Origin of the sequence: Paenibacillus faecalis (assembly GCF_900289175.1) — a bacterium.
GTDB lineage: Bacteria > Bacillota > Bacilli > Paenibacillales > Paenibacillaceae > Paenibacillus_AQ > Paenibacillus_AQ faecalis.
Genome location: NZ_LT985747.1, coordinates 1,852,833 through 1,871,790 on the forward strand (window position 1 = coordinate 1,852,833; position 18,958 = coordinate 1,871,790).

The 18,958-nt window shown below is 46.6% G+C and carries 16 protein-coding genes; 6 read left to right on the forward strand and 10 right to left on the reverse strand.

The genetic code is table 11. The features are described 5' to 3' along the window. Positions 1 to 70 precede the first annotated feature (70 nt). Complete coding sequence (locus C8268_RS08960) at positions 71 to 901, reverse strand: winged helix family transcriptional regulator (RefSeq protein ID WP_106767340.1); 831 nt, start codon at positions 899 to 901, stop codon at positions 71 to 73. After that, on the reverse strand, positions 877 to 1,272 hold the full coding sequence (locus tag C8268_RS08965) for a Fur family transcriptional regulator (RefSeq protein WP_106767341.1): 396 nt from the start codon (positions 1,270 to 1,272) through the stop codon (positions 877 to 879). The genes C8268_RS08960 and C8268_RS08965 overlap by 25 nt, the downstream gene beginning before the upstream one ends. Before the next feature lie 192 nt (positions 1,273 to 1,464). On the opposite strand from C8268_RS08965, the gene C8268_RS08970 reads away from it, so the two are divergent. Further along, on the forward strand, positions 1,465 to 2,391 hold the full coding sequence (locus C8268_RS08970; RefSeq protein ID WP_106767342.1) for a D-alanyl-D-alanine carboxypeptidase family protein: 927 nt from the start codon (positions 1,465 to 1,467) through the stop codon (positions 2,389 to 2,391). A 66-nt stretch (positions 2,392 to 2,457) separates the two neighbouring features. Here C8268_RS08970 and C8268_RS08975 read toward each other — a convergent pair whose 3' ends face one another. Next, positions 2,458 to 3,396: an aldo/keto reductase family protein gene (locus C8268_RS08975; RefSeq protein WP_106767343.1), complete on the reverse strand. Its 939-nt coding sequence runs from the start codon at positions 3,394 to 3,396 to the stop codon at positions 2,458 to 2,460. A gap of 356 nt (positions 3,397 to 3,752) precedes the next feature. Between C8268_RS08975 and C8268_RS08980 the strand changes: the two genes are divergently transcribed. Further along, positions 3,753 to 5,306: an FAD-dependent oxidoreductase gene (locus tag C8268_RS08980; RefSeq protein WP_106767344.1), complete on the forward strand. Its 1,554-nt coding sequence runs from the start codon at positions 3,753 to 3,755 to the stop codon at positions 5,304 to 5,306. A gap of 59 nt (positions 5,307 to 5,365) precedes the next feature. On the opposite strand, the gene C8268_RS08985 is transcribed toward C8268_RS08980, so the two are convergent. Further along, a complete protein-coding gene (locus tag C8268_RS08985; RefSeq protein WP_106767345.1) occupies positions 5,366 to 5,818 on the reverse strand; it encodes a hypothetical protein in 453 nt (150 codons plus the stop codon). A 143-nt stretch (positions 5,819 to 5,961) separates the two neighbouring features. Next, entirely contained in the window at positions 5,962 to 7,260 is a 1,299-nt protein-coding gene (locus C8268_RS08990; protein WP_106767346.1) for an NCS2 family permease, read from the reverse strand. Positions 7,261 to 7,469: 209 nt separating this feature from the next. On the opposite strand from C8268_RS08990, the gene C8268_RS08995 reads away from it, so the two are divergent. Further along, entirely contained in the window at positions 7,470 to 7,901 is a 432-nt protein-coding gene (locus C8268_RS08995) for a ferritin-like domain-containing protein (protein WP_420094238.1), read from the forward strand. Positions 7,902 to 7,960: 59 nt separating this feature from the next. Here the strand turns inward: C8268_RS08995 and rsgA are convergent, their stop codons facing one another. The 5 genes from rsgA to cidR form a co-directional block, all read right to left on the reverse strand. Then, positions 7,961 to 9,049, reverse strand: a complete 1,089-nt coding sequence (gene rsgA, locus C8268_RS09000; RefSeq protein WP_234032967.1) for a ribosome small subunit-dependent GTPase A — start codon at positions 9,047 to 9,049, stop codon at positions 7,961 to 7,963. A gap of 386 nt (positions 9,050 to 9,435) precedes the next feature. After that, entirely contained in the window at positions 9,436 to 11,748 is a 2,313-nt protein-coding gene (locus C8268_RS09005) for an ATP-dependent DNA helicase (RefSeq protein WP_106767348.1), read from the reverse strand. A 496-nt stretch (positions 11,749 to 12,244) separates the two neighbouring features. Continuing rightward, positions 12,245 to 12,985: a delta-lactam-biosynthetic de-N-acetylase gene (gene pdaA / locus C8268_RS09015; protein WP_420094272.1), complete on the reverse strand. Its 741-nt coding sequence runs from the start codon at positions 12,983 to 12,985 to the stop codon at positions 12,245 to 12,247. A gap of 222 nt (positions 12,986 to 13,207) precedes the next feature. Beyond that, positions 13,208 to 14,248, reverse strand: a complete 1,041-nt coding sequence (locus C8268_RS09020) for an oxidoreductase (RefSeq protein WP_106767351.1) — start codon at positions 14,246 to 14,248, stop codon at positions 13,208 to 13,210. Between the two features lie 118 nt (positions 14,249 to 14,366). Next, complete coding sequence (gene cidR, locus C8268_RS09025; RefSeq protein WP_106767352.1) at positions 14,367 to 15,257, reverse strand: cidABC operon transcriptional activator CidR; 891 nt, start codon at positions 15,255 to 15,257, stop codon at positions 14,367 to 14,369. A gap of 129 nt (positions 15,258 to 15,386) precedes the next feature. On the opposite strand from cidR, the gene C8268_RS09030 reads away from it, so the two are divergent. From C8268_RS09030 to C8268_RS09040, 3 genes are all read left to right on the forward strand, one after another. Continuing rightward, positions 15,387 to 15,755: a CidA/LrgA family protein gene (locus C8268_RS09030; RefSeq protein WP_106767353.1), complete on the forward strand. Its 369-nt coding sequence runs from the start codon at positions 15,387 to 15,389 to the stop codon at positions 15,753 to 15,755. Then, positions 15,755 to 16,444 (forward strand): CidB/LrgB family autolysis modulator, encoded by a 690-nt coding sequence (locus C8268_RS09035; protein ID WP_420094273.1) that lies wholly within the window; start codon positions 15,755 to 15,757, stop codon positions 16,442 to 16,444. The genes C8268_RS09030 and C8268_RS09035 overlap by 1 nt, the downstream gene beginning before the upstream one ends. A gap of 278 nt (positions 16,445 to 16,722) precedes the next feature. Continuing rightward, positions 16,723 to 18,591, forward strand: a complete 1,869-nt coding sequence (locus tag C8268_RS09040; protein ID WP_106767355.1) for an LTA synthase family protein — start codon at positions 16,723 to 16,725, stop codon at positions 18,589 to 18,591. The last annotated feature ends 367 nt before the right edge of the window (positions 18,592 to 18,958 follow it).

The window sequence follows — 18,958 nt, forward strand, 5'->3', positions numbered from 1 at the left end:
ATGAATATAAAGCAAAGGATAAAAAGCATTCTTGCAAAAAATGTATAAATCCAAACAAAAAAAAGAGGACTCAATCCGCCAGGCGGTATCCGACTCCTCTAACTGTTGCGATATAACGCGGTGAGTTTGCACTGTCACCGAGCTTTTTCCGCAAGCTTTTGATATGAACGTCAACCACATTGCTGCTTCCGAGAAAATCGGTCTCCCAGATTTCACTCATCAGCTCCTCACGCGTGAGCACCGCACCTTCATTGTCCAGAAGAAGGACCAATAGGCTATATTCTGTCTTTGTCAAATGTATCGGTGTTTGTCCGCGCTGTACCAGCATTTTATCCCGGTCGATCCATAAATCCTTATACCGGTTCTGGCTGGCATCCGCCAAGTCTTGAGAGGGAGCAGCCGACATAGAATGCACACGAATCGTTCGTTGTACCTGATAAAGCAGCGTTTCCTTGGAACGCGGAGGCCATACCATGATCTCCTCCTGCAGCAGCCTGCTGCTGGCAAAGCTCATCAGCTCTTCACTTACGAGATACATCACAGGAATATTCAGACCAGCAGCAGACGGAATGAGCATATTCCGCTCCGCTTCAAATTGATCTATGTCTCTGCATTCAGTCATATCAGCTACGATCAATCCCGTATCCAGCGCTGACTGCAGGCGCGGCTCCCATTTCCGCAATACCATAACATCAAAGCAGTTCTCTGACAAAATACGAACCAGCTCATGAATTCGGCCTGGAGAACGGCTGATCATCGCAGCCTGGAATAAAGAGACCGGACAAGAATCCACAGCAGACGTCTCCGACGCAGGCCTTCCATATGGGGCGGCGGTCTGCCAGCCCTTTAACGGGACGATTTCGCTTAATCGTTCCATCATTTGTTGCGTTTGGTTTGACAATCCGGACACACCCCCCCGAACACGACATGAGCATGATGTACAGCGTACCCCGTCTCTGTTGCAACAGCTTTCTCCCAATCCTTGGGGACCTCTGTCATCACCTCATCCACCTGACCACAGACCTCACATATGATATGTTGATGCTCATCGGTACGGGCATCGTAACGGCTCGCACTTTCGCCTAGCTTTAACTCCCGAATAAGCTGTTTATCAGTCAAGTAACGAAGAGAGTTATACACCGTACCGTATGCCAGATTATATCCTTTTTCCATCAGACGATTCATCACTTCCGCAGCTGTCGGATGATCATTTGACTGCTTGATCACATCATAAACGGCCTGACGCTGTGTCGTTAAATTTAATGCCTTCAATAAATTCACCCCTTTTTTAACTTAATATTTAGATCAAGTATAAATCTTAATCTTAATAACGTCAATCATTCCCGTTCCAAACGCCCTTTCGCCAATCTTTAACTTTTCTTAAGAATCAATTTATAAACACTTAATTCTGTTTGCCTACACTAGTAGATATCACCAAGACAAAGGAAAGGAGAATCGCCAACTATGAAGCCAGAATCCAAAGAAAACATACCACCTCGGACCCGACGAAAAAATAGAAGATCGCGTTTCAAACTTCACCTTGTGTTCCTCTCCCTGAGCGTTATTATTGTTGCTTTATATATCATTAAAATATTTATCCCGCCCCAACTGGAGGTACAAGCTGCCGTGCTTATTAACGCCGACAACGGTAAAGTTCTGTATTCCCACAACGCCGATCAGGCACTGCCTCCTGCCAGCATGTCAAAGATCATGACGGAACTTATCGTTTTAGAAGCCGTTCATTCGGGAAATTACACTTGGGACGATGAGGTAAGGGTCAGTGACTACGCCGCAAGAGTGCCGGGATCTCAAGTCGGTATAGAGACGGGTGAAATATACAGCTTAAAGCAAATGTTTGACGCGCTCGTTATTCATTCCGCCAATGATGCCGCTGTAGCGATCGCGGAGCATCTGAGCGGTACTGAGACGGAATTTGTACATCTGATGAACGAGAAAGCGACAGATATCGGCCTATCACTCCAAACCGTATACGGTAACGCCTCAGGCCTTTCGGCTGACGATCTTCAAGAATTTCCTGAAGCAGCCTCTTCCGTAGACACGATGATGACCGCAAGAGACACGGCCCTTTTAACAAAAACACTTATTCAACAATACCCGGAAGTGCTGGAGGTAACCAAGCAAAAGGATATGTATATCCCTCAAAAGGAGATATCTCTGCATACAACCAATCTGATGCTTCCGGGCGAAACTCACGAATATGAAGGTAGCAACGGGTTCAAAACAGGGTATACGCCGCAGGCAGGCTACTGTTTCACCGGAACAGCCGAACGCGGAGGCACTAGACTGATTTCTGTCATCATGGGCGCAGAAGATTCCAACAAACGATTTACCGAAACCCGGAAATTGATGGATTACGGTTTTCGCAGATAAGTACGAAGGAACAAATAAAAAAAGAAACGGACCCATCGCCTTACGGATGATCCGTTTCTGATTATATTAGGCCAAAATCTCCTCAATAGCTGTCAGCGTGTCCGGTGATAGCTTGATACCGGATGCTTGTACATTCTCTTCAACTTGTTCCGGGCGGCTTGCACCGACAAGGGCACTCGCCACATTGTCCTTACGCAACACCCAGGCGAGCGCCAGCTGTGAGACACTGATCCCCAGCTCGCTGGCGATGCCTCCCAAGGCCTGTACTTTTTTAATACGATCTTCGTTAATTTTCAATCGATCTGCCCCAAGTTTAGACGCGCGGCTGTTCGCTGGTATATCCTTCACGGATGCATACTTGCCAGTCAGCACACCTTGAGCCAGCGGTGAATATACAACTTGACCGATACCCTTCTTCTCGCCAAGCGGAATAATTTCTTCCTCAATGCTGCGCTCAAACATATTATACAGCGGCTGGTTGACGACAATTCGGTCAAGGAGGTAACGATCCGCCACCGCCAAAGCTTCTTGCATCTGGGCTGCCGTCCACATACTGACCCCGACATAAAGCACTTTCCCCTGGCGAACCAGATCATCCAGTGCGCGAAGGGTTTCTTCAATTGGCGTTTCTGAGCTGAAGCGATGGCAGTAATAAATATCTACATAATCCGTGCCAAGGCGCTTTAAGCTGGCATGACATTGCTCCATCATATGCTTGCGGGACAGCCCCTGATCATTAGGTCCGTCACCCATTTTGCCAAAAACTTTGGTGGCCAGTACATAAGATTCCCGTGGAAATGCTCTCAATGTTTCTCCGACAACAATCTCAGCAGCGCCTTGCTCATAAACATTGGCCGTATCAAAGAAATTTACACCAAGGCCATAGGCTGTCTGGATTGACTTCACGGCATTTTCCTTTTCCACATAACCGCCATACGTCAACCAGCTCCCCAAACTGATGCTGCTTACCTTAAGTCCACTGCCGCCTAACCTTCTGAATTCCACAATTCGTCAACCTCCTTGTGCAAGATAGATGCCTCCTTTTATTTTAGCATCATCTTCCCTAATTCATAGTGCTTAACGTCAACGTGTGTAACCGGAAAATCTGATTCTTGTATGAAGTGTAATTTACATCGTTAAAATTTCGGGGTTGTATGCATGTATCCCTCAAATTATGAGCAAAACTCTAAATATCCTATTTTCACACTCCCTCATCCATGATCCGAATCAAGCTAAAACAAGTAGATGCACCTGTCTTTTCTATATCCCCTACCCTCGTTTCTTTTTTTTCAATCGTGGTAATAATGAATGTCATACAGATGAGGCGAGGCAAATCTTGTACCTTAGGAGGCCATGATAGAATGGGTGAACATATTCAGAAGGAGCAGGGACTTCCAAAGTACCCGCAATCTTTGTGGAGAGCGACAACAGAGCTCCCTACTTTTCCAAGACTGAAAAAGAATATAAAGACCGATGTCGCTGTAGTAGGCGCCGGAATTACAGGTATTACCACTGCCTATTTGCTGGCGAAGGCTGGCAAGCAGGTCGTTTTATTGGATGCCGGGCGAATTATGAACGGAACTACCGGATTTACAACCGCCAAAGTAACGGCACAGCATGGGATGATTTATGACGAGCTCATCAACCATTTTGGCGAAGAAAAAGCGCGTTTCTATTATGAGGTTAACCATAAAGCGATGAATTTTATTGGAAATCAGATCAAAGAATGGAACGTCGACTGTGACTGGAAACAGGAAGATGCCTATATTTACACACAGGATGAGAGCAACACGCTCTCGCAATTAAAAAATGAGTACAAGGCTTATGAGAAGCTGGGCATTCCCGGAGAATGGTTGGAATCGGTTCCCCTTCCCATGTCGGTTCACGGAGCGATTAAAATGCCGGGACAGCACCGTTTCCATCCTCTGGCCTATTTAAAACGGATGGTCGAGGAATTTCTCAAGATGGGCGGCGAAATTTACGAGAATACCACGATCGGAGAAGAAGTGGAAACAAAAGGGCCACTAACGATCAAAGCCGAGCGGGGCAACCATAGCATCACATGCCAATACGCCGTGTCCGCATCCCATTTTCCCTTCTGTGACGGAAAAGGGCTTTATTTCACCAGACTTCATGTGGAGCGTTCTTATGCCTTGGCCGTGAAACCGGAAACCGCTTATCCGGGCGGGATGTATCTGAGTGTTGACAAACCTAGCCGCTCTTTGCGATCTGTAACGTATAACGGCGAGGAACTCGTCATTGCTGGCGGCGAGAATCATCCGACCGGTAAAAGTGAATCCACCCATACCCATTACGAGAACTTAGAGAAGTTTGCAGGAGAGCTGCTTGGTGCTCGTCATATCCCTTACCGCTGGTCCACACAGGATTTAATCACCTTGGATAATCTGCCTTACATCGGCCCTATAACTTCCAATCAGGATCGGATTCTGGTGGCAACCGGGTATCGGAAATGGGGCATGACAAACAGTACGGCTGCCGCACATGTTATGACAGATTATATTCTGGGTAAAGACAACCGTTATTCCGAGCTGTACACACCATCCCGGTTCAAGGCTGACCCGGCTTTAAAAACATTTATTGTTCAAAATGCAGGAGTTGCCAAAGAGTTCATCTCTGGCAAAACAGAAATGACCTATCATAAAATTGAACATTTGCAGGCTGGTGAAGGAGCGGTTGTCCGTCATAACGGCCAGAGGGCCGGTGCTTACAAGGACGAGGAGGGCAATCTGTACCTGCTCGATACGACTTGTACGCACCTCGGCTGTGAAACACAGTGGAATGAAGGCGAACGATCCTGGGACTGTCCATGCCACGGCTCCCGATACAGCTATAAGGGTGAAGTGCTGGAAGGACCTGCAATCGATCCGCTTAAAAAGCTGGACCCTCACGAATAACAAAAAGAGGCAAGCTCTAAAGGGGCTTTCATACCCCCATGAGCTTGCCTTTTTTAATCTTAAGCCGTGACCGATTCCAGCTGCTCACGATAGGCTTCAAGCGAGCAATCTACAATAACATTCACTAATGCCGGATGGATATCGATCATCCATGGCATAGCATAATTCCATGCATTTTCCTCAATTTGAAGCTGTATCTCTCTTCGTCTCGTGTCATCTTCAGTGCCGTCCAGTTCATCACTCAGCTTCTGAAGGTGAGGATCAGCCGCATGACCCAACTCATGTGCAAACACAACGGCAAAATAATCATGAACAGACTCTAGAGAACCAAACAGCTGTAAACATTGTTGTTTAATGACCTCGGTATACATTGTCACGCTGTGCGTATGGAGTGAATATTTTCCGCCAATTAACCGTCCCCCGGGAAAATACCTTTCCAGCTTCACCGTGACTCCGCTGCCCGACCGACGTAGCAATTCTGTAACGATTCGGTTCAGTACAGACTTGTTCAATTCATCATGGCTCCCTTATCCAATGTACATTCACATTATAAGAGAAGCGTTTGAAAATATGCAACGAAAATAGATGGTTATTTACAGAAAATGTGAAAGTTTTGCGTAGCTAACCGTCTTTCTAAGTCTCTTTTCCAAACTTGTTAATGTGCAAAAAATATAAGCTGAATCAAGAACAGCACCGCAAATATATACACGAGCGGATGTACATCACGGAACTTTCGCTTGGCGATCTTCATCACCGGATATGAGATAAATCCAAGCGCGATACCGTTTGCGATGCTCGACGTCAAGGGCATGCTGATAATAACAAGAAACGCCGGAAACGCCTCTTCAAAATCATTCCACTCGATATCCGAAACGCTGCGGATCATCATGCATCCTACAACGATAAGACTCGGTGCTGTTATAGCAGCCACGCCAGACAACGAGCCAATCAAAGGGCTGAAAAACGCCGCCAAAATAAACAGTACGACTACCGTGATACCCGTCAAACCTGTTTTACCGCCTGCACCAACGCCCGCTGCCGATTCCACCGTTGCTGCAGTTGGGCTTGTCCCGAACATGGAACCTAGAATCGTTCCGACAGAGTCTGCCGCGAAAGCACTGCCGGCACGCTCCAGCTTGCCGTCTTTGAGCAGACCTGCTTGCTTCAAGATAGCGAGCATGGCGCCTGTCGTATCAAACAGCATGACGAGCAGGAAGGAGAACACAACACTGTACAGCCCATATTCAACAATCTCGCTGATCGAAGTGATCGGGTTGTACACCAAAATGCCCTCAGGCAGTTTAGGAATGGAAACAATACCCTGGTCAAAATGCAGCTGCCCGGTCAGCCAGGCAATCGCTCCGGTAACAATCATACCGACGAACAACGCTCCTTTTACATTCAGGGCAAGCAGCGCGATCGTTATAACAATCCCGATCAATGTTAAAGCTACGCCGGGATCGGTAAAGTCACCAAGTGTAACAAGGTTGGTCTCATGATCTGCGATAATACCGGATAACCGCATGCCAATAAAAGCGATAAACAACCCGATCCCTGCCGCAATGGCATGCTTCAGATTCTCGGGAATCGCTTGGATCAGCTTCGTACGAAATGACGTTAAGGAGATTAACAAAAAAATAAGGCCCGAAATAAATACAGCCGAGAACCCTACCGTATATGGAATATCATGTCCTGCAATAACCGAATAAGTAAAATAAGCGTTCAGCCCCATAGCGGGTGCAATGACGATCGGATAATTGGCAAACAGCGCCATAAACAAGGTACCGATTACCGAGGCTGCAATCGTTGCAGTAAAGCTTTGATCAAAAGGTACACCGGCGTCTTTCAGAATCATCGGATTGACGATGATGATATAGGCTACGGTTAAAAAGACCGTGAACCCCGCCAGAACCTCTGTTTTTATCGTTGTATTGCGTTCTTTCAACTTAAACATGTTAACATCCCTTCTTGCTGTGATTTTTCCATTGTAGAGCACAAAGGATAGAACATACAACGACTTTCAAAGCTTTACCATCCTATTTTCCCACAAAATAATCAATCTACTCCGTTAAAGGCCAGGCTTGAGTTGGAACATAGGCGTCTATCCTGCATACGATATTGAAACGAAAGCATATAGACGAAACCAAGGAGGTTATTTCTAAAGTGTATTCTCATATGCCCTATACTCAACCAAGCGTCAGTCCTGAGTTCATCCGGGGACTGGAACAAGCGATTAACGGTGAATACAGTGCCATATTGTGCTATGAGCAGCTTGGACGAATGTCTCCATCGGCCGAGCAGCGGAACATCATACATGAAATCCGGCAGGATGAAATCAGACATTACCGCTTGTTCTCGCAGTTGTATGTGTCGCTGACAGGACGGCAGCATACACCGCAAATTACGGAATCCTGCCCTAATGAGTACCGGGCAGGATTGTATTTTGCATTTCAAGACGAGCAGAAAACAGTCGACTTCTACCTTGGATTGTCCGATATCGCACCCGACATTAACACACGGGATTTATTCAGACGGGCCGCAGCAGATGAGCAGCAGCATGCGGTATGGTTTTTGTCGTTCTTAACATTGCCTTAACCGTTACCCGTCGCTACCCGTCATATTTCCAACAGAAGAACGGCTTGCAACAAGCTGGGCTAATCGTCTCCATCATACGAGAAATGGTAGCCGTTTGCCCTCCTATCTCGTCTGGATTTGGATTGGCGGGCCCGGCTGCGGTCTTTCTGGCGCTTAGCAGCGCTGTTCTCCTTCCTTGCCAAATATGCAAGCTCTCTTTCCGTCTTCTTATAATTGGCAAAGCGCCCTTGATCCAGTGTTCCCTCCGTTAAGGCCAGCTGAACGGCACACCCGGCCTCGGATTCATGCCGGCAATCATGGAAGCGGCACTGCTGCGCCAGCTCTTCAATATCGGAGAACGCCTCACCCCAGCCGTCCTCCGATTCCCACAATTGAAGCTCCCTCATCCCCGGGGTATCCACCATAATGGCGCCCTCCGGCAGAAGGAACAACTCCCGATGTGTTGTCGTATGTCTGCCGCGGGCATCTTCCTCCCGAATACTTTGAACACGCTGAATTTCCTCCCCGGAAAGCCAGTTGAGCAATGTAGATTTTCCGGCGCCGGAGGAACCCGTAATCGCCACCGTATGACCCGGGATGAGGTATGGTAAGATCGCTTCCTTTCCCTGATCCATCACAGAGCTGACAGCATGTACAGACACCCCTGGCGCTGAGGACATCACCTGTGATACATACGGTTCCGGATCATCACACACATCTGCTTTGGTCAGCAACACGACGGGCTGTGATCCACTTTCCCACACCGCAATCAAATATCGTTCAATTTTTCGCACGTTAAAATCCTGATTCAGCGCAACAACGATAAATACGGTATCTGTATTGGCCGCAATAACCTGTTCGTCCGGCACAGCTCCCGCTTCTTTGCGAGTCATGGCCGTTGTGCGCGGAAGCAGCTTATGAATGACTGCCCTCGGCTCCCCCTGCAGAAGCTCAACGAGTATCCAGTCACCAACCGCCGGGAAATCGCTGCGGCTCGTCGCCTCAAATTCATATTTTCCGGTTACAGCGGCGATTCTCTCTCCTGTTTCCGTAATAATGCGATACTGCTTTGAATACTGGGCGGTGACGCGCGCGGGAACAAGCGGCTTACCATGATCCTTCATACTGTCCATTATAGATTGCCAGCGCTCATTCCATCCATATTTCATCAATTTTGTATGCTCCATATTTAAATCGATTAACCCCTTTATCCAATTAAATTTGTTAAAAAATTAGAAAAACCGCAGAACATGTTCTGCGGTCAGCTCTCATCTAGAAGTTATCCCCTTGTCATTCGTGGAAAGTCCAAGTCCGAAATATCAAAGAGAACCTCTATACAACAAAAATAACCGCAAGAAACCATATAAGGTCTCCTGCGGCCAACCGTAATCACAACCCCTGAGCAAATGCTAAGGTTATGGATTAAACGACTGTTTTTCTTTCATCCGTAGAGACCAACGTCAACATGTAAAAAGTCTTCATTGCATTTTTCATATGACATCAGCCTCCTTTTGCTAAAAGTATACTCGTATTATAGGACCGCCATCTCCATGTGTCAACATTTTCCATGAAAATCAGGCGAAATCTTTCGATAATGCCTCCATTCCTCTGGCAACAGAGCTTGATACTGCCGATTCTGAAAACGATCATCTACCAGTACAAGCGTTCCTTGATCCTGCTCGGAGCGAATCAGTCTGCCCCCGGCCTGAAGCACCTTGTTCATACCAGGGTAAACATAAGCATAGTCGTAACCGTTCTTCTCATTGCGATCGAAATAATCCTTGATAATATCATTCTCGAACGATAACTGCGGCAGTCCGACACCGACAACAACAACGCTGGACAATCGATCCCCTTTCAGGTCAATGCCCTCCGAAAAAATACCTCCCATTACGGCGAAGCCGGTCAGCGGCTCTTCGGCGTCCGCCTGGAAAGAGTCCAGAAACGACTCCCGCTCGTCCTCCCGCATAATATGACCTTGAAGCAGCGTCCGCGTATCCGGGCTTAATTCTGTGAAGCCATCATACACAGCCTGCATGTACGAATATGAGGGCAAAAACACGAGCGTATTCACCGGTTTTTCCTTAACGAGCTGATCGAGCATGCGAACAATAGCATCCTTGGTGCGGTCCCGATCCTTGTAACGGGTGGAAACAGGCATCAGCCGAACATCCAGCTGCTCACGGGAGAACGGTGACGGTATGGAAAGACTGTAGTCCTCTTCCTCTGCCCCAAGCATATCCCGGTAATACATTAACGGGGTTAACGTCGCTGAGAACAGCACCGTACTGCGGTAGTTCTTCCCGGCCTGCTGGAGCAAATGTGAAGGGTCCAGGCAAAATAGTTTCAGGAACACCTCGCTGCCCTCGATCTCCGCATAGGTGACAAACCGCTCGTCATACAGCTTGGAAATCCGTAAATAAGCCTGAGAGGCAAAATAACATTCCAGCAGCTGCTCCACCTCTTCCCCGCTTTTTCCGGTCATCAGCTCGGCTTCAGCTTGCAGAACGAAATTCTCTAACAGTTCATCCATCAGCTCCGGCTGATGCGAACCAACCATTCGTTCTTCCCCGCCGCTAACCTTGCGGAACACAATAAAGCGGTTGTTTACGGTCTTCGCAGCCTGATATAATCCGGGATTCGTTTCCTTATAAGCCCGCTGCACTTCCAAAAACATCGATTTTTTAAGCTCAGCCGAGAACATCGCCCGCGCCCGATCGACCAAATTATGAGCTTCGTCTACCAGCAGAACACTGCGCTTCTTTATCTCTTCCGGCATCCGTTTGAACGAGACTCGCGGGTCAAACACGTAATTATAGTCACAGATAACGGCGTCGGCGGCATAAGCGACATCCAATGAAAATTCGAACGGGCATACCTGATGCTTGCGTGCATAGGCCTCAATAACTGGACGCGTGATCATCGTCTCGTGCTGTAGAAGATCAAGAATCGCCCCGTTGATCCGGTCATAATACCCTTCCGAAAAAATACACGCTTCTTGTCCGCATCCTTCTCCCTCACCGAAACAAATTTTATCTTTCGCAGTCAGTGTCACGGTGTGCATATGCAGTCCTTTCGACTGCATCCGTGCAACCGCCTCTTCCGCTGCCGTTCGGGTAATCGTTTTGGCGGTCAGATAAAAAATTCGCTGAACGGTTCCTTCCTCCATCGCCTTAATCGATGGAAACAGCGTAGAAATCGTTTTGCCGATGCCCGTGGGAGCCTTGGCGAACAAACGGCGTCCTTCCCCGATACTTTTGTATACAGCGCCCATCAGCTTGCGCTGGCCTGTCCGGTAGGCGGGAAACGGAAATGCAAGCTCACGTATGCTCTTGTCCCTTCGCTCAGCATGTTGACGCAAAAGGATGGCATAAGGGGCATAGGCCTCAACAACTTCTTGTACAAAACATTCGAGCTCCTCAAAACGAAACGTGCGCCGGAACCTTTTTGTAACCCCGCTTGGGTTTTGAACATAAGTCAGCTGAACGGCCATTTCTTCATCTCCGTGCTGCTCCGCATACATGTACGCATACATTTTGGCCTGGGCCCAGTGAACCGGATAGGTGTCCTCCTCGATATCATCAAGGTTGCCGGATGTGGACTTGATCTCATCGATCATTACCGGCCCCTCCCCGTTAATGATGCCGTCACAGCGTCCCTCTACAGCAAACATCAAATCCCCACAAGGAATTTCAGCCTCCAGCAGAACCTCTTTTTGATCCTGTTCTCCGTATTCCCGCTGAATCTGCTGATGCGCTCTCGTCCCTTCAGTAAGTGCTGCCACAGTCCGAAAGCCGGAAGTAATGCTTCCGCTGCGAAAGACATATTCCACCAACGGCCTGACGGATATTTGAATGGTATGAGGCATAAGTCGGTCTCCTTTGAACAATCTTCTGGTCCGTATTATACCAAACATCCGTTCCGAAGGGTGAGGTGGCATGGGGGATATCAATCATCCATTTTGAAGAAATAAGTAAAAGCACTCAATAAACAACCTATAAAAATAAAAAAGATTCCGGAATATATCAGCAAGTACTCACTGCCTTGTGCAATGATTTCTAAAATCAATAAACTGATGCCTAATAATGTACTCTGTATACTTAAATAGAACATTTTCATTGGTTTTCTAGGAAAAAATTTTGTAATGATAAACACGACAATAATAGAGGCTATTAGAGCCGGGGTGAAAATATCAATTAAGGTAATTGCCACCACCTCCAGACATCATTTTTCGGAAGTTACATTATTATGAACAATGGTTTTGTGTAAAAAGTTGCTTTTTTCTTAGATATACTACAAAAAAAATAAGCACATTCCATGATGTTCCTTCACCATGAAATGTGCCTTTTCCTATAAGCTGGCTGTTACGGCGCTTTGATCTCCATATCATCCAGGCTCTTGAATTCATAGCCCTGTCTCCGGGCTTCGTCAATAATACGGCCGAGCGCTTCCGTATTGTCGCGGGAGATGGAGTGCAGCAGCAGCACCGCCCCCGGATGGAGCTGTGCCGTTACTTTCTCATATGCATACTGGGAACCGCGCTGGGCGTTGACATCCCAGTCTTTGTAAGCAAGCGACCAAAACACATTCGTATAACCAAGCTCCTTGCTCACCGCAAGTGAACGTTCGTCAAAAATCCCTCGCGGCGTCCGTAAATATTTCATCTCCTTCTGCCCAGTTACCTTGGCTACCTCAATCTTCACCCGATCAAGCTCCTCTTTCAGCTTCTCCGCCGAAATCGTAGACACATCCGGATGACTCCAGGAGTGGTTGCCGATGATATGCCCCTCAGCCACCATTCGCTTCATCAGCTCGGTCTGTGTCTTCACATAATGACCGGTGACAAAAAAGGTCGCAGGCACTTTCTTTTCTTTGAGCGTATCCAATATTTGGGAAGTAAAGCCATTTTCATAACCGTTATCAAACGTTAGATACAGCTCTTTCTTGCTGGAGTCTCCCATAAAAATAGCACCATGCTTCTTCAAAAGCTCCTTAAAGCCCTCTTCGTCAATAGACGGAAGCTTCCCGTTTACACTTCGCTTGAAACCGAAATGAAACGGTCCGCTGCCTGACGCGAAAGCGGGGAGCGAAAATGCCAGCAGCATTGCTAAACATAGTGTAGTGATTGTCGTCACTTGAAGAACGCGACGTTTGTTCATATCGTTGTAACTCCTTCTCCGTAGTGTAGTCGCCCTAGTATCATTAATTATGACAGGGCTATTACAGCATACTATCCCACGGATAAAGGAAAGTTATGTATCCCGCTGAAGTTTACCCACAGAAGTTCTCAGCATGCGGTATAATGCCCACATGACAGCGGTCTAAAATCAGGAGACCGAAACAACACAGCCCCTGCGGTAGCTTTCTATGGCATATTCGATCATGGAAATGGTATCACGCGCATCCTCCGGCTTTACCGGAACCTCGGCTCCTTCCAATATCGCTTCTGCAAGCCCCTGATAAAACGCTTGGTATCTTCCCGGCAAGGTTTCAATCTCTCCTTGAACGGTCAACCCGCTAAGCTCCGTAACCAGCTCTCCGTACTGATCCGGATGGTCCTCCCCCCAGCCGGTATCTCCCGGGAGCATCCCCTGCTTCAGCTGTGCCTCCTGTGGGTCCAGTCCATACTTCAAGAAACTGCCTTTATCCCCATGCAGTTCAAACCGGGGCCCTGCCTGCCGTACAAGCGAACCTGCATGGAGAATAACGCGGTGACTTTCATATCCAAATACAAGATGAAAGTAGTCCGTCACTTCCGAGCCATCCCGCTCAGCCCCCATATCTGCCCATACCGTCTTCGGCTTGCCGAACAGCAGTATAGCCTGATCGATCAGATGAGAACCGAGATTGTATAATTCTCCTGCCCCCGGTCCTTGCCGTTCTTTCCAGCTGTGCTGAACGAGCGGACGGTATCTATTAAAATGCACTTGATATAAGGAAAGCCTACCCAATGCTTTCGTTTCAAGCAGATTGCGCACCGTTAGAAAGTCATTATCCCAGCGGCGATTGTGATACACGGTCAAGAGGACCTCTTTTTCCCGGGCAAGACGAATCAGCGCATCCGCTTCCTCCGTCGTAACGGTGAACGGTTTGTCTACAACGACATGCTTTCCGGCTTCGATTGCCTTTTTCGCATATTCAAAATGCGTGGCATTCGGAGTAGCGACCACTACAACAGAAATTTCTTCATCGAGCAGCAGCTGATTCACGGAATCAACGACCTTGGCGCGGGGCAAGTCTTTCTTAACTTTATCGGAATTGGAAGATACGACAGCGTAGATGTTATAGTCTGGAAGGTTAGCAAGAAAAGGTGCATGAAAAGTAGAACCGGATAATCCGTAACCGATAATGCCAACTTGGATTGTCATCTATCGACCACCACTTTCTTCAAGGTATGTTGTGCTGCTTGTATACAAAGTTTGTCATAACCTCTTTACCACATTTTAGCATTACAGCTCCGCTATCAGCAAAGAAATACAAAATCCCTTACTTCTTCTCCCCAAGCAACGATCGAGTGAATGAAATCCATTCTCTGGCGGCAAAAGACAGATAGCGATCTTTACGCCAGATCATGCCAAGCTGCCATGGTATGGAGGGATTGTCCAGCGCAAGGATAGTGACTCTGGAAGCATCGATCTCACGACATATCGTTTCCGGCAACAGTGCAATACCGAGGTTTGCGGCAACCATGCCGCTGATCAGGTCCCACTGCGAGCTTTCGTATACGATGCGAGGTTCAAAACCGGCCCCGATACACTCCCGAATAATTCGGTCATGCAGTGTAAAATCCTCTCGAAACAGTACAAACGGCTCTTCAGCCAACTCTGCAAGGGAAACCGAATCACGTCCTGCCAATGGATGAGACGGGTGAAGCAGCAGCTGTAAATTTTCTTTTACGAACGAATAATAATGAAACACTTCCTCGTTTACAGGCAGCACAGCGACTCCAATATCAGTTTGTCCGCTCTCCACATCTGCCTCCACTTTTTTGGCCCCGTCTTCAAAAAGCTGAATTGTAATCTGCGGATATTTATCATGAAACTGTCCAATCACCTGCGGGAAAAAGCTGGAACCGATCATCGGCGGCAACCCGATTCGGATATGCCCGCGCTTTAGCTCCTTTAAGTCCTCAAGCTCATTCGAAACCTGGTCAAAAGCTTCCACCATTTGTTGTGCCTGCTGGTACATGATCCGCCCGGCATCGGTAAGCTCGATTCCCTTACCTTGTCGATGAAAGAGAATTACTCCCCATTCCTCCTCCATGTTCTTGATCATCTTGCTGATCGTCGGCTGCGTGATGTACAGCATCTCGGCCGCCTTAGTAAAGCTGCCAAGACGAGCGACTTCCAGAAAATATTGAAAATGCCGAATGTCCATTTCAAAATCCTCCTTCCCTGCATCAAACATTCCAAATCGGAATAACAATCATTCTATATATTCATTTTACTTATGAAAGCTATTGATGTAAAATTTTCATTAAAGATGAAAGAAAAGGAGTGACCGGTCTTGAAACAACTTGTTAAAGGAAGTCTCCAAGTGGCCGGTTTCATGCTCATTTCCATCCTTATGGATAAATTGGCTGAACTGCTTCATTTAAGCATACCCGGCAGTATTCTAGGTATTGCCCTCGTATTTATTCTACTTGAAACCAAAATCATCCGACTGGAATGGATTGAGCTTGGAGCCAACTGGCTGCTTGCTGAGCTGTTATTGTTCTTCATTCCGGCTGCTGTAGGTGTTATGAACTATTTCCCGATGCTCAAGAGTGACGGGATACAAATATTAATTGTTGTATTGCTCAGTACGGTGATCGTTATGGTCAGCTCCGGACTGATGGCTACATTTATATCAAAACGGAAGGAGCGTAGGGGATGATGACGTTATCCTGGCTTGCTTGGTTTGGTCTGCCCCTTACGGTAATCATTTATTGGGCAGCTAAAAAACTGTATCATCATAAATCAAAAGTTTATTTATCACCGCTTCTTATTACTCCGATCGTCATTATTGTCATTTTGACGCAAACCGGAACATCCTATGAAGCATATAATGAAGGAGCCAAATGGCTCAGCGATCTGCTGCAGCCGGCAACGGTTGCTTTTGCCGTACCGCTATATAAAAATTTTCAAACCCTAAAAAAACATGCGGCCGAAATTATGGTCAGTGTCATCTCCGGGTCGGTCATGGCAATTCTATCATCAGCTATACTTGCCAAATGGCTTCATTTGGACAGTTCTCTGGTGACCAGTCTTATACCAAGATCGATCACCACCCCAATTGCTATGGACGTTTCCCAAGTCATCGGCGGGGTTCCGAGCATAACAGCAGTATTTGTCATTATAACCGGTATTCTCGGATCTATGGTTGGCCCTTCTGTCATGAAGCTCTTCAAGATTAAAGGTGACATTCCTCGCGGCATATTGTTTGGGACGAGCGCTCACGGTACAGGGACTTCCAAAGCATTTGAGTTCAGCTCCCTTTCAGGGACGATTTCCAGCATTTCCATGATCCTTGCCGCATTGTTTACGCTCGGTGCTGCACCGATCTTAATGTCTTTTCTGTTCTAACGATAAACACGGGTTTCCTCCACCGGCTCTTTTGGGCCGGTTTTTTTTATGGCATACAATGATCGTTTCCATCTTATATTCTAAAAGTATGACGGCAAGAAACTATAATGAATGAATCTATTCTTTGAAAAATATTCGAAACTATGCACACTCTCTTTGACAAGCGTGTACAATAGAAGGCATAATAACTTTGTTCATCCTTTTACAAAAATTATAAAAAATCGTAAGGTCAGGGTTTTGTCCTAACCCTCTTGCGACTTGAAAGGAAGGCGGTACTGGTGTTCGCAAGGAACAGGTTTCGATTGAGCATTACGAAACCATTTATCTTTTTCTCCGTCATTTTACTGCTTAAAGGTTATTTGGCTTGGATGGTCATTTTTGATAATGTAATGCCTTGGCGTTTGCTTATTACAGAGATCCCTTTCATCTGGCTGGTATTCAGCCTGATTGAATGGTTTGCATCCAAGCGCAAGATGGCAGCTTATATGACTGTTAACCTGCTCGTTACCGCAATTTTTTTCGCAGCTATTATGTATCATAAATATTACGGTGTCATACCAACCTACCATGCTCTAGAGCAGGTAAATCAGGTGACTGCTGTAAGCAACAGCGTCTTTTCACTGATGGACCCTTATTTTCTACTGATTTTTACAGACATCATCGTATTATTCATACTCTTCTGGAGAAGCGACCGATTTAAGACCTGGAAACAGAAGCACTCGACAAGAGGCAAGCGCTCGTTTGCATCGATGGTCTTTGTCATTTCCCTGATCGTCTGTCTGTTTCAAATTATTCCGAACCGTGCCAGCATGAATGAGACGGTCAAAGCTCAGGAGATGGGAATACTGAATTACGAGGCTTACACTATCTTCGAGCAAGATAATACAGTGCTGGCAGATCCCGAGTCCATCACCCAGGAGGAAATCAATAAACTGAAAGGCATTACCCCCGTATCTGATCCTAAATATCAGGGTGTTGCCAAAGGTAAAAACATCATTATGATCCAGATGGAATCCTTCCAGCAATTTTTAATCAATCTGGAGCTGGACGGTCAAGAAGTTACACCGGTAATGAATAAGCTCGCGAAAGAGAGCCTTTATTTCCCGAACTTCTATCAAAACGTCGGTCAAGGCAATACGTCCGATGCTGAATTTGTTGTAAACACATCTTTCTATATCCCGCCGCGTGGTGCAGCCGCGCAGCAATATGCAGACAAGCAAGTACCAAGCCTACCTAAAATGTTAAAACAGGATGGCTACCAATCTGCCACATTCCATACGAATGTTGTAGAGTTCTGGAACCGCAAGGAGCTTTATACAGCGATCGGATTTGATAAGTATTACGACAAATCCTTCTTTGGCGAGCCTGATAAAATATTTTTCGGCTCATCCGATGAGGTGCTGTATTCAAAAACGGCAGAAGAACTGAAAAAGATGAACGAGTCGGGAAAACCGTTTTATGCCCATGTCCTCTCCATGACCGCTCATCATCCATACACGATTCCGGAATCCAAGCACAAGATGACGCTGCCGGAGAGATATGAAGGAACTTTTGCGGGCGATTATATCCGCTCTCAAAACTATGCAGACTATGCGCTTGGTCAGTTTATTGAACAACTGAAAAAAGACGGCATATGGGATGACAGTCTCGTTATCATATACGGAGACCATTTGGGTCTGCCGATTTATTCACTGGACAATGACGATAAAGAACTGATGAAAGAAATATACGGCCGTGAATATGTTTCTTCCGACATGATCAACATTCCGCTCATGATCTATGGAGAAGGATATATTGAACCTATGGTTATGGAGCAAGTCGGCGGGCAAATTGATATTTTACCAACAATCGCTAATCTGACAGGCATTTCCTTGGAAAATCAACTTCATTTCGGTCAGGACCTGATCAATCAGAAAGATTACAACCTGCTGCCGGAACGTTATTATCTGCCTTCAGGTTCGTTTATTAACAGCACGACCCTGTTTATCCCGGGCAACTCTTTTGATGATGGTACTCTTCACCCGCTTCCACATACGACACAGGAGGCGACAGAAGCGACTAAAGACGAGTTTGACCGGGCGCTTAAACTGCTTCATCTATCGAACAGCTATTTAATGCAGTTGCCGGAACATACCAGCAGCCAATAAAAAGAGCAAGGGCATCTCCAAGATCATTTCGATCTTCGGAAAGATGCCCTTTATTTTTGCTGGAATTACATTTCTTGCTTCATTTGAAACTTTGACCTCGCCTGGCTTGTACAATCCCGGTTCTTTCAGTGGGAATCATTCCTATGCCGCAGCTGGCTTATTTTGAGCCACTTCCTATGCCTCCATTTGACATGTGCACTTACTTTTTCTTATTATAGTTAACATATACCTGTTTTTTCTTTACAAAAGTATATAGTCAATCATCATATTTTTGTTTAATACAGAGTAATAACAAATTAAGGTCAACAATGCCACATCATTACATTTTATAGGAGTGAGATAGACGAATTGGACCCCATTCGAAGGA